We start from the raw sequence: 11,318 nt of genomic DNA, 5'->3' as shown, positions 1-11,318 counted from the left end.
CCCCCATCTGCGCAAAATTTTGTGGGTTATAACGGCCACGCGGCGGGGTGCAAGGGGCTATCGGGGCTACCTCTTGGGCAAAGGCCGTTCAGGCACGGCCCATCGCCCAGATGGCAATAAGGTAAAGCAACACCGTCACCGCGCAACCGGCCAAAAGCGCGGGCCAAAAGCCAATGCCGCGCCGCAACAGCGCCGGAATCAGCACAAACATCGGCAGAGAGGGAATCACATACCACAGCGTGGCCGCCGCATGATCGGCCAGCCGCACCGGGTCCCCGGTATCACGCCACAGCCAGATCATCCCCAGCAACGACACCAAGGGCAGAGAGGCAATCAAGGCCCCAAACCCCGCATGCCGCCGCGCGACCTCGGATGCCAGTGCAATCAACACCCCCGATATCGCCGCCTTGATGAAAAGATAGAACATCCGCCCCCCGACAGTCACCCAACACCACCTTACGGCTTTCATCTTGGCAAAAATACCTAAATCCCGCCCCAACCACCGACCCGCGATCCGGGCGCAGCCCCGCAGCTTGCCACCCGCGCCAAAGCCGCCCAAAGGGGCTCGATGCCCCTGCGGGCGGCACCCCCTCGCGGCCGTTCAAATCCTGCTTGGGCTTGACTTCACCGCCCGCGCGATGTGTATCAGCGGGACCGGAAAATAAGCCCTCTGAAAGGGGATGATGATGCACGCCTATCGCAGCCATACTTGCGCCCAACTCAACGCCTCGCATGTGGGGCAAGATATCCGCCTGTCCGGCTGGGTGCATCGGGTCCGCGATCATGGCGGTGTCTTGTTCATGGACCTGCGTGACCATTACGGCATCACGCAGGTTCTGGCCGACAGCGACAGCCCGGCCTTCAAAGACCTTGAAAAGGTCCGCGCCGAATGGGTGATCCGGATCGACGGCACGGTCAAGGCGCGCGATGCCAGCCTCGTGAACCCGAAACTCCCCACCGGTGAGATTGAGGTTTATGCCCGTGGCATGGAAGTGCTGGGTGCGGCGGATGAACTGCCGATGCCCGTCTTCGGAGAGGTGGACTACCCCGAAGAAACCCGCCTGACCTATCGCTTCCTCGACCTGCGCCGTGACAAGCTGCACGCCAATATGATGCTGCGTTCCAACGTCGTGCGTTCCATCCGCAACCGGATGTGGGACCAAGGTTTCAACGAATTCCAAACCCCGATCATTACCGCCTCCAGCCCCGAAGGTGCGCGGGATTTTCTGGTGCCCAGCCGTCTGCACCCCGGCAAATTCTATGCCCTGCCGCAGGCCCCGCAGCAGTTCAAGCAGTTGATCATGGTCTCGGGTTTCGACAAATATTTCCAAATCGCGCCTTGCTTCCGCGACGAAGACCCGCGCGCCGACCGGTCCCCGACGGATTTCTACCAGCTTGATATTGAAATGTCTTTCGTCAAGCAGGAAGACGTGTTCGCCGCCGTGCAGCCTGTCATTCAGGGTATTTTTGAAGAATTCGGGCGCGGCAAGAAGGTTGATACCGACTGGCCGCTGATCGCCTATAATGATGCGCTGAAATGGTATGGCTCTGACAAGCCCGACCTGCGCAACCCGATCAAGATGCAGGACGTGTCCGAGCATTTCCGCGGCTCCGGCTTTGCGATTTTCGCCAAGCTGCTGGAATCCGAAGGCAACGAGGTTCGCGCCATTCCCGCCCCCACAGGCGGTTCCCGCAAGTTCTGTGACCGCATGAACGCCTTTGCACAAAGCCAGGGCCTTCCCGGCATGGGCTATATCTTCTGGCGCAAAGCCGAAGATGGCAGCATGGAGGCCGCAGGCCCGCTTGCCAAGAACATCGGGCCGGAACGCACCGAGGCGATCCGCGTGCAGCTTGGCCTGAACGAAGGCGATGCTGCCTTCTTCCTTGGTGGCAAGCCCGAAACCTTTCAGGCCGTTGCCGGCCGCGCCCGCAACGAGATTGGCAATGAGCTTGGCCTGTCCGAAACTGATACGTTCCGCTTTGCCTGGATCGTTGATTTCCCGATGTTCGAAAAAGACGACGAAGGCAAGATCGATTTCTCGCACAACCCCTTCTCCATGCCCCAAGGCGGGATGGAGGCGCTGCAAGGTGATCCGCTGCAAGTCTATGCCTATCAGTATGATCTGGCCTGCAACGGCTATGAACTGATTTCCGGCGGCATCCGCAACCACAAGCCGGAAATCATGTATAAAGCGTTTGAAATCGCCGGTTACCCGAATGACGAGGTGAACAAGCGCTTTGGTGGCATGGTCAAGGCGTTCAAATACGGCGCCCCACCCCATGGCGGCTGTGCGGCAGGCATCGACCGGATCGTGATGCTGCTGGCGGATGAGGCCAATATCCGCGAGGTCATCATGTTCCCGATGAACCAGCGCGCCGAGGACCTGTTGATGAACGCGCCCTCTGACCCCACGAATGAACAGCTGCGCGAGTTGCATCTGCGCGTGATTCCAAAGGAATAAGCCGGTTTTGCCCCAAGTTTCACCGCTTGGGGCCACTGCTTTTGCACTTTGCGCTTGAAAATCGGCCCGCTTGGGCGCATATGCCCGCGAAAGCCCGCATGTTTTGCGGGCTCAACCTTATTGGAGTGACCATGGCCAAAGAAGACATTCTCGAATTCCCCGGTGTCGTCAAGGAACTCCTGCCGAATGCGACATTCAAGGTCGAACTTGAGAACGGCCATGAATTGATCGCGACAATGGCAGGCAAGATGCGCAAAAACCGCATCCGCGTGTTGGCAGGCGACAAGGTTCAGGTGGAAATGACCCCCTATGACCTGTCCAAAGGCCGTATCAACTACCGCTTCAAGTAAACCATGCGCCTGATTCTCGGCTCTGCCAGCCCGCGCAGGCTTGACCTGTTGGCGCAGATTGGTGTGGTGCCGGATGCGGTTTTGCCCCCTGATATCAACGAAGACCCGCTGAAGGCGGAACTTCCGCGCCCCTATTGCGCCCGGATCGCCAAGGCAAAGGCGATGGCGGTCGCGGCTGGGCCGGAAGATATTGTGCTTTGTGCCGATACCACGGTGGCGCTGGGCCGTCGGATCATGGGCAAGCCCGTGGATGCAGGGCAGGCGGCGGAGTTTCTGCTGGCCCTTGGCGGGCGCAGGCATTCGGTGATCACCGCTGTCGCCCTGCGGCGCGGCGCGCAAGTCTGGACGCGCGAAGTGGTGTCCGCCGTGAAAATGAAGCGGCTGTCGGACGCAGAGTTGAACGCCTATCTGGCCAGCAATGATTGGCGCGGCAAGGCGGGTGGCTATGGCATCCAAGGGCTTGCCGGGGCCTTTATCCCGTGGATTTCGGGCTCATTCACCGCAATCATGGGCCTTCCTGTGGCCGAAACCGCCGCAATGCTTGCCACCGCAGGATATCCGGTTTGGAAGGATACAGAATGAAGGGCCGGATTGTCGTTCTGGATGAGGTGCAGGGCAGGCCAGCCGCCGCGCTGCTTGTCGATGGCCAGTTGCAAGACCTGCTGGTCGATCCTGCGGGGGATGAGGCGCTGCCGGGGGCGATTTACCGCTGCGTCGCCGATCGTTTGATGAAAGGGCAGGGCGGCGTTTTCGTCAAACTGCCCGAAGGCAGCGGGTTCTTGCGCCAAACATCGGGCATAGCACCCGGGGCAAAGCTGTTGGTGCAGGTCACGGGACCGGCAGAGCCGGGCAAGGCCGTGCCCGTCACCACCCGGCTTTTGTTCAAAAGCCGCTATGCGATTGCGACACCGGGCGCGCCGGGGTGCAATATCTCGCGCCGGATCAAGGACGAAGGCTTGCGCGCCGCGTTGGAGGCGCTGGCTGTCGCAGGCATGGCCGGCGCGGCAGAGGGTTTGGGGCTGATCCTGCGCTCTGCCTGCGCCGATGTGGACAGCGATGAGATTGCCGCCGATGTCGCCGCTGTGCGCGCATTGGCCGAGGCTGTGCTGGCCGATACCGACGGCGGGCCGGAACTGCTGGTCGAAGGTGCTTCGGCGCAGGAAACCGCGTGGCGGGATTGGGCCGACCCCGCCCCTGATGAGGTGGTGGAGGGCGGTTTTGCCGATCTCGGTGTGCTGGAAATGATCGACGCAGTGCTGGAGCCGCGCGTCGATTTGCCCGGCGCAGGCCATATGATGATCGAACCCACCCGCGCCGTGCTGGCCGTGGATGTGAACACGGGCGGCGATACCAGCCCGGCGGCGGGGCTGAAGGCCAATATCGCCGCAGCCCGCGACCTGCCACGCCAGTTGCGCTTGCGCGGCCTTGGCGGCCAGATCGTGGTGGATTTTGCGCCAATGCCCAAACGCGACCGCGCCGTGCTGGACCAAGTGCTGCGCGCGGCCTTCAAAGGCGAATCTGCCGAGACAAATCTGGTCGGATGGACAACGCTGGGCCTTTACGAGCTGGTCCGCAAACGCGACCGTTTGAACCTGGCCGAGGTACTGGAGGTTGGCGCATGAGTTGCCCGATCTGCAAACGCGAGGCCGACCCGAAATACCGCCCCTTCTGCTCGCGCCGCTGCGCGGATGTGGATTTGGGCAAGTGGCTATCGGGGTCCTATGCCATTCCGGCAGAGGCCGTGGATGAGGATGACGACGACCTCAACCAGCCCCCCGCACCGCCGCGCCAGTAATTTGCATGGCACGCGGTTTTTTTGCGCAAACCCTCTGGACAGCCCCCGCGCCCTGTCCTAATACCGCGCTCACGTGCCCGGATAGCTCAGTTGGTAGAGCAGCGGATTGAAAATCCGCGTGTCGGCGGTTCAAATCCGTCTCCGGGCACCACTTAACTCTCTGCAATCATAAAGCTACCCATGCGATCGCCTTTGCATGCAATAGATTTCTGTGTTTCCGGACTACCTCTGGACTACTTTACGCAAATGTTTCTCTGGTTTGTGGTCGACACTATTTGCTTCGATGACAAAGATTCTTTGTCAAAAATCAAAATCCAAACGGCGGATTTTGCGAATCCTGTCTGTAGCAGGAATATCACCCCAATGAAGAAGTAAGCCGAGGATAAAAGATGACGAAACACTTCGAAACAGACAACATCTATTTCACAGTGGAAGAGGTCGCAGAGCGATATCGAGTATCCACCGCCACGATCTGGCGTTGGAAGCGTAGTGGGGATTTTCCTCGTGCGGTTAAAGTTGGCCTAGGGTGCACGCGGTGGCGGCTGAATGACATCATCGAGCAAGACAGCAAGTTGCAGACCTGCTTTATGACGCACGCAAGCTCCCTTTCTTGCTCAAAGTGAGAATACATTGCCACAACCATTACGTTGCGTGACCTGTCATGGGAAAAAGCTGACGTTTCCCGAACCGACGCCTCATCCCGTGTTTAGCAGTTTCCTCTAAGCCCGGTCGCGTTCGGAGTGATGCGTGGATCGCGACCGCCACTGATGACCCGGATGAACATAATCCAAGCCTTTTCATTCTCGGTCAGTTGGTCCCACGGTCCCGCTGGGGCCGTGGGCGATGTGAAGATGGCTTCGCTCATTTGCCGAATATTCCCCTGAGTGCAGCCCGCGAACGAGCCGTGAGACGCGGGTCGGTGTTGTCTGATGCATCTCGCAGTTCATCCGGCCAGCCGCGTTCATTTCGGGTTGCGGGCGTCCCGAAGATATCGGTGATCGCTTTTGCAGCCGTCGAACCCACTGCTTGGTCTAAAGCAAGACGCCACAGGTATGCAGGGTCCACTTCCAAAGCTCTGGCCAAGGACGGAACACAGTCCAGGGGCACCTTGTTCTTACCGTTCTTGAGGAAGGTCATCTTGTTGGTGTTGGCAAAAGTCGCATCGGACGCAATCTCAGCTTGGGTCTTGCGATGCGACAGGTCACGGATGCGGTCAGCGACAAGTTTTGCTGTCGCGGTGTTTTGGTATGGATTGGTCATGTTCTTCTCATGTGGTTGGTTACATGACTTATTTTACCGCGTTGCATCAGAACGGTCGGGTGGGAGTTTTCGTGGTCGCTTGGGACATGCGAAGTCCTAGGAAAAACATGACCTGTCGATGGGGATGCAGCCAGTGTCGGCAGATCGGGGTGGCTCAATCCTCCGCCCCCACACAGAGGAATGGTGAGGGAGGTAATAGCGCTGGATGTCCGCCTTCTTGGCGTGAATGACTGCGTTTGACGCTTACTGCTGGGATGAAAAAAATACAACTTGAAGGTGCTTCATCCACTTTGGAATGAAAAAGAGGAACGACCCAGACCTGTTGTCCATCGGCCGAAGTGATGCTGCGCTGCAACTGCTACACAACAGACTTCGGCGCTTGCCGCAGTGACTGTCAGGTTTTCAGCCTATCAATTGCCCCGAGGCGAATAGGCGACACAACGGCCGGGCTGCCAGATGACAACTGCACGCCCCCGCACGTTTGTCAGCCTGTGGACGGTTCTGGCCTTGGGTATATACTTGTGACAAGTTGCGCAGATGGAAGAACTGCACCGAACTATCAGGTTGCTCTATACCGGTCAAAGCCAGCGCGCCCGGCGGTTTCGATATGGGTTGATCATTATGATGCCTTAAGCATCGTCTATTTCATTGCCACAGCGGCCCTGCCTGCAACGCAGGTTTTGACAACGGTTAATACGGGGCTCGGCCTGCTCATACTGCTAGACCCCGTGGCGCGGTTCTGGATATCTGAAAACCTGCGCCGCGAATTGCTGCGCATTTATACCATTGCGGATTTGCTCGTCCTGCTATCCGTTTTGTTGGCCCCGCTCATCACCGGTAATTTTGCTTTCCTGCGCGTGCTGCGGGGCCTGCGACCGATCCACGCCTACCACCTGCTGCGTGACCTTCGGCGCGAAAGCCTATTCTTTCGCCGCCATGGAGACGCGATACTCGCCGCTGTCAACTTGTTCGTCTTCATCTTGTGACCACGTCGCTGGTGTTTGTGTTGGCCTTTGATGAGGGCGCTGGCATCGTTGGCTATGTTGACGCGCTTTACTTTACAGTGGCGACGCTGACGACGACAGGCTTTGGCGTCATCACCATCACAACCACAGGCGGCAAGCTGTTGTCGGTGTTCATCATGGTCGTTGGTGTGGCGCTTTCTTCAATTGGTGCGCGCGATTTTCCAACCTGCCAAGATAAAGCATAAATGCCCAGAATGTGGCCTGAACTGGCACGAAACAGACGCTATTCACTGCAAGCATTGTGGCGAAGTGTAGAAGATCGAGACCGAGGGCGACACCGGTATATGACTGCGCCGCAGATTCTGTTTCCCGGCCCCACACGACCCAATTGCATGGCGATCACGTCAAAAAAGGTTTGGCCGTTCACACATGAACCAAAGCGATTCAGGGATGATGGGATTTTTACCGTTCAAATGCAGATTGCTTTAGACACAGTCTTTAAGCACTTCTCTGAATCAAACTAGGCGACTTGAAGCGAAGTTTTACGTTTCCGCAGTAGGTTCCAAAGGCGCGCACCCTGCCTCTTTAATGGTCGCAACCCTTTGTCCTCAGTGTGGAATTCAGTATGGCAACCAACACTATGGAAGTGTTCTACCTCGGCACCTTCGCCGACATGGATACGAATGAAAACGACTATGTTGCAGAAAACGCTGGAAATTTGGTTGGCCAGAAGTTCGGTGGCTCCGGAGCCCCGCTTTATAACAATATCAAAAGCCTGACGACTACGGATGCAGATAACGATGGTGTCGTTCGCACCAACAGCGGTGGCCAAACCGGCGAACAACTGACCTATAACGGCGTTTCCTCCACGTTCGATTCCATTGTGGGCTATAACGCGACCATAACCTATAATGACGGCACGACTGGCAACGTTGTTGTCGTCGTCATGCAAGACGCAGCAGGCCGGACCTTTTTGGCGCCTTGGGTGGCAGGGCATGCCAACAACACCGCGCTGGGCATAAAGCCGATCCAGTCCATCAAATTGGACTCGATAAACGCGAACAATAACATCGGCTCTTCCATCAATCAGGAGAAAAACGCATTTCTTGATGGAACGGTCAACGGCACCTCTGGCAACGACACTATGGGGACCAGCTACACTGACGCTGATGGTACCAAGATGAATGCCTATGGCGGAAATGATACAGTTGATGCTGGCGCGGGCAATGATACCGTCGATACGGGCAGTGGCAATGACCTCGTTTATGGCGGCACGGGCAACGACAGCATTCACGGCGGGATGGGCAACGATACCATCTATGGCGGTGCCGATAACGATACGTTGGTTGGCGATGAAGGCGATGATGCGCTTTACGGTGATGCCGGCGCAGATCTTTTGTATGGGCAGGAAGGCAATGATGCACTCTATGGCGGCGATGGCAATGACACGCTTAGAGGAGAAGTCGGTAACGACACGCTTTACGGCGGCGGGGGCGATGACTCGTTGGTTGGCGGGACGGGCACTGACGTTTTGTATGGCGGTGATGGCAATGATCAGCTGTATGGCCAGGAAGATGCCGACAGCTTAGAGGGTGGCGCGGGTAACGACTATGTCAGTGGCGGCACAGGCAATGATACGGTCAAGGGTGATGCTGGCCACGATTCCGTCTATGGCGGCGATGGCGATGACAGCCTTTATGGCGGCATCGGCAACGATAGCCTATACGGTGGAACGGGCAATGACCGCCTCGATGGCGGCGATGATAGTGACTATTTCAAATTTGAAGATGGGTTCGGCGCAGACATTGTTGTCGGCGGTGAAGGCGGCATCGACTTTGACAAAATAGACCTGAGCCAGCTTTCAAACCCCGTTACCGTTTCCTATTCCGGGAATGAGGCAGGCGCGATCACTGGCAGCTCTGGGTCGATATCATTTTCCCAGATTGAGGCCATCACCACCACAAGCAAAGATGACTATTTTGATGGCACAATGTCACAAAATGGTGTCACGCTTGATCTGGGTGCAGGCAATGACACTGCGTTTGGCACCAATGGCAATGACAGCATTTTTGGCGGCGCGGGCGATGATTACATCGACAGTTGGGGCGGCACCGACACTGTCTATGGCGGTGCGGGCAATGACACTGTCTTAGGCGGCGCTGGTAATGATTTGCTGCATGGTGGCGACGGCAATGATGTCATGCAAGGCTGGACGGGTAACGACACGCTCTATGGCGGCGCGGGCAATGATACGCTTCAGTCTTGCGAAGGTAACGAGCTGATCGACGGCGGCAATGATGCCGACACTTTCCTGATCACCCAAAGTGGTGGCCAAGATACGATCCTCGGCGGTGGCGGCGGCACCGACGATGACACGCTGGATTTCAATGATGAAAACGCAACCAGCGGTGTCACGGTCACTTATTCAGCCAATGAACAAGGCACATATTCGTTCAGTAGCGCAAGCGGTTCTGGCTATTTCTACGACATTGAGGCCGTCAACGGCACCGAATTCGCGGACAATATCAACGCGTCGAATACGACCACAGGCACCGAGATCAATGCAGGTGCGGGCAATGATACCATTGTTGGCGGTGCAGGAAGTGACACGCTTTATGGCGGCTTAGGCGACGATAGCATTTACGGCGGGACCGGAACCGGTGGTTATGATGATCTCTATGGTGGCGACGGCAACGACAAAATCCACAGCTCGGATTCAGATGGCAACTACACATTCGGCGGTGCCGGAAACGATACGGTCTATGGTGGTTCAGGTTTCGACTCAGTCGAAGGTGGTGATGGCAACGACGTCCTGTATGGCGGTGGCGGCGGCGATATCCTGACTGGTGATCAAGGCGATGATACGATCGACGGTGGGGCCGGTAACGACGTCATCTTCGGTGGAGAGGGGAACGATAGCCTGACGGCAGGTGCCGGAGACGATGTCGTTTTGGGCGGAGGCGGTAATGATACTGTCAGCGGTGGCGATGGCGCTGATCAGCTTTTCGGTGAAGGTGGAAATGACCGTCTAACCGGCGGCGCGGGGTCCGATACTTTGACGGGTGGCGCAGGGCAAGATACCTTTGCCTTGGCGCAATCTGGCGGCGCAGACACGGTCACCGATTTTGACATGACGTTGGACCAAGGCCACACCGTCGATCAGTTGGATGTGTCCGATCTGCGCACGTTGTCTGGTGATCCGGTCAAGTGGCGCGACGTCGTGGTGACTGACACCAACGGCGATGGCACCGGCGACGCGATCCTGACCTTTCCCGAAGGTGAAACGGTTATTTTGCAAGGAATTTCGCCCAGCCAAGTGGAAGGCAAGCAAGCGATGGGGCAAATGGGCATCCCATGCTTTGTTGCGGGCACACAGATCCAGACGCCGACCGGCTGGTGCGCGGTTGAGGTCCTGACAGTGGGCGACATGGTGCAGACACAAGCCGGGCCCGCCCGCATTATCTGGGCCGGTGCTCGCAGTCTAAGCGTCGCAGATCTTGCCGCGCACCCCACAGACAAACCGATCCATTTTGACGCAGGCACCATTGGTAACACCACGCCGTTGCTCCTGTCGCCGCAGCATGCCGTCGCTTTGCAGCGGCCAGATGGAAATATCATGTTCGTGCGCGCGCGCCATTTGGCCGAGGCAAACATGCGAGGCGTGCGGGTCGCAAACGGCGTCAAAACCGTGCGCTACCACCACATTTTGCTGAACCATCATGGCGTGTTGTCTGCTGCGGGTGCTGCTGTCGAAAGCATGTATCCGGGGCCACAGGCCCTGCAGGTGTTACCCGTCGTTGAGAGGCTGCGGATAGCAGCTGCAATCAGGTCCTGTCGGCAAAGAGCATTCCTTGGCATTACCAACCTTGCTGATCTTTCAAACATCTATGGTAGCCGCGCATATCCGCTTGCGCGTCGCTCCGACTTGAAGTCCTCGAGACGAATGGGCCAATGGATACCGCTTGGAAAGCGGCCTTCGTTCGACGAAGCGCCGATAATCGCGGGTTGGCCTTAAGCAGAAACTTGGCTGCGCACCCAACTATTGCCACGGCTTTGGACTGACGCGTGTTCGGCCCAGAGTAGGTTCAGACCAAAAAGCTAAGGCATAAAAGTCTTCTTTCATCTTATCGTGTGGCAATATCAGACGTGCAGCGAACGGGAGCTCATCGCCCAACGTTCAGAACCTCACATACAAAGTTGCAGCTAAAATCCACCATCCCGACCAACAAAAGCGAATTTCTAACCTAAAGACTCAGTATGCTCACCGGAGACACAACCTGCTGACCCAAAAACGCCTGCGTGCTGTTCTGAATTATGAATAGCCCCTAGATTTGTCGACGCCTTGCTTGGTAATTTTGGAAGCCAGGAGGACGAGATGTCCGGAGCTAAATTCACAGACGAGTTCAAGCGCGATGCGGTCGCGCAGGTCGAGGATCGGGGCTACCCGGTGCGGGAGGTGGCTGAGCGATTGGGTGTCTGTTGCCCG

At 57.4% G+C, this 11,318-nt stretch carries 10 protein-coding genes, 1 tRNA gene and 1 pseudogene; 10 read left to right on the top strand and 2 right to left on the bottom strand.

All coding sequences use genetic code 11. From position 1 onward, the window contains the following. Positions 1 to 88 precede the first annotated feature (88 nt). Positions 89 to 427, bottom strand: coding sequence for a DUF3147 family protein (locus EGN72_RS16140; RefSeq protein ID WP_127049443.1), 339 nt, complete (start codon positions 425 to 427; stop codon positions 89 to 91). A 259-nt stretch (positions 428 to 686) separates the two neighbouring features. Here EGN72_RS16140 and aspS point away from each other — a divergent pair, with 259 nt between their 5' ends. The 7 genes from aspS to EGN72_RS16105 all read left to right on the top strand — a co-directional run bounded on the left by aspS (position 687) and on the right by EGN72_RS16105 (position 5,230). Continuing rightward, on the top strand, positions 687 to 2,462 hold the full coding sequence (aspS, locus tag EGN72_RS16135) for an aspartate--tRNA ligase (protein WP_127049441.1): 1,776 nt from the start codon (positions 687 to 689) through the stop codon (positions 2,460 to 2,462). A 131-nt stretch (positions 2,463 to 2,593) separates the two neighbouring features. Then, positions 2,594 to 2,812 (top strand): translation initiation factor IF-1, encoded by a 219-nt coding sequence (infA, locus tag EGN72_RS16130; RefSeq protein ID WP_050527196.1) that lies wholly within the window; start codon positions 2,594 to 2,596, stop codon positions 2,810 to 2,812. A 3-nt stretch (positions 2,813 to 2,815) separates the two neighbouring features. Continuing rightward, positions 2,816 to 3,394, top strand: a complete 579-nt coding sequence (locus tag EGN72_RS16125) for a nucleoside triphosphate pyrophosphatase (protein ID WP_127049439.1) — start codon at positions 2,816 to 2,818, stop codon at positions 3,392 to 3,394. After that, positions 3,391 to 4,434, top strand: a complete 1,044-nt coding sequence (locus tag EGN72_RS16120) for a ribonuclease E/G (RefSeq protein WP_127049437.1) — start codon at positions 3,391 to 3,393, stop codon at positions 4,432 to 4,434. Before EGN72_RS16125 ends, EGN72_RS16120 begins: the two co-directional genes overlap by 4 nt. Beyond that, the gene (locus tag EGN72_RS16115; RefSeq protein ID WP_127049435.1) at positions 4,431 to 4,607 is read left to right on the top strand and encodes a DNA gyrase inhibitor YacG; all 177 of its coding nucleotides are present in this window, start codon (positions 4,431 to 4,433) and stop codon (positions 4,605 to 4,607) included. The genes EGN72_RS16120 and EGN72_RS16115 overlap by 4 nt, the downstream gene beginning before the upstream one ends. Before the next feature lie 75 nt (positions 4,608 to 4,682). Further along, a tRNA-Phe gene (locus EGN72_RS16110) sits at positions 4,683 to 4,758 on the top strand. Positions 4,759 to 4,996: 238 nt separating this feature from the next. Continuing rightward, complete coding sequence (locus tag EGN72_RS16105; RefSeq protein WP_127049433.1) at positions 4,997 to 5,230, top strand: AlpA family transcriptional regulator; 234 nt, start codon at positions 4,997 to 4,999, stop codon at positions 5,228 to 5,230. Positions 5,231 to 5,468: 238 nt separating this feature from the next. Here the strand turns inward: EGN72_RS16105 and EGN72_RS16100 are convergent, their stop codons facing one another. After that, positions 5,469 to 5,867, bottom strand: coding sequence for an XRE family transcriptional regulator (locus EGN72_RS16100; RefSeq protein ID WP_127049430.1), 399 nt, complete (start codon positions 5,865 to 5,867; stop codon positions 5,469 to 5,471). A 537-nt stretch (positions 5,868 to 6,404) separates the two neighbouring features. Between EGN72_RS16100 and EGN72_RS16095 the strand changes: the two are divergent. The 3 genes and pseudogenes from EGN72_RS16095 to EGN72_RS16085 form a co-directional block, all read left to right on the top strand. Further along, positions 6,405 to 7,147, top strand: a pseudogene (locus EGN72_RS16095) (potassium channel family protein). A gap of 325 nt (positions 7,148 to 7,472) precedes the next feature. Beyond that, positions 7,473 to 10,847 carry a Hint domain-containing protein gene (locus tag EGN72_RS16090; RefSeq protein WP_158623211.1) on the top strand — a complete coding sequence of 1,125 codons (3,375 nt, stop codon included), beginning with the start codon at positions 7,473 to 7,475 and terminating at the stop codon, positions 10,845 to 10,847. Positions 10,848 to 11,207: 360 nt separating this feature from the next. Continuing rightward, positions 11,208 to 11,318, top strand: a 111-nt coding sequence (locus tag EGN72_RS16085) for a transposase (protein WP_148114235.1), incomplete at its 3' end; no start/stop codon positions are given.

Origin of the sequence: Pseudorhodobacter sp. E13 (genome assembly GCF_003991405.1) — a bacterium.
GTDB lineage: Bacteria > Pseudomonadota > Alphaproteobacteria > Rhodobacterales > Rhodobacteraceae > Pseudorhodobacter.
Note: the sequence above shows the minus strand (reverse complement) of the source record. Positions and strands in the feature narration are given on the sequence as shown.

Bases quoted from the DNA above. Each gene is read 5' to 3' on its own strand.
- EGN72_RS16140 (WP_127049443.1), bottom strand. From the start codon at position 427: ATGTTCTATCTTTTCATCAAGGCGGCGATATCGGGGGTGTTGATTGCA.
- aspS (WP_127049441.1), top strand. From the start codon at position 687: ATGCACGCCTATCGCAGCCATACTTGCGCCCAACTCAACGCCTCGCAT.
- infA (WP_050527196.1), top strand. From the start codon at position 2,594: ATGGCCAAAGAAGACATTCTCGAATTCCCCGGTGTCGTCAAGGAACTC.
- EGN72_RS16125 (WP_127049439.1), top strand. From the start codon at position 2,816: ATGCGCCTGATTCTCGGCTCTGCCAGCCCGCGCAGGCTTGACCTGTTG.
- EGN72_RS16120 (WP_127049437.1), top strand. From the start codon at position 3,391: ATGAAGGGCCGGATTGTCGTTCTGGATGAGGTGCAGGGCAGGCCAGCC.
- EGN72_RS16115 (WP_127049435.1), top strand. From the start codon at position 4,431: ATGAGTTGCCCGATCTGCAAACGCGAGGCCGACCCGAAATACCGCCCC.
- EGN72_RS16105 (WP_127049433.1), top strand. From the start codon at position 4,997: ATGACGAAACACTTCGAAACAGACAACATCTATTTCACAGTGGAAGAG.
- EGN72_RS16100 (WP_127049430.1), bottom strand. From the start codon at position 5,867: ATGACCAATCCATACCAAAACACCGCGACAGCAAAACTTGTCGCTGAC.
- EGN72_RS16090 (WP_158623211.1), top strand. From the start codon at position 7,473: ATGGAAGTGTTCTACCTCGGCACCTTCGCCGACATGGATACGAATGAA.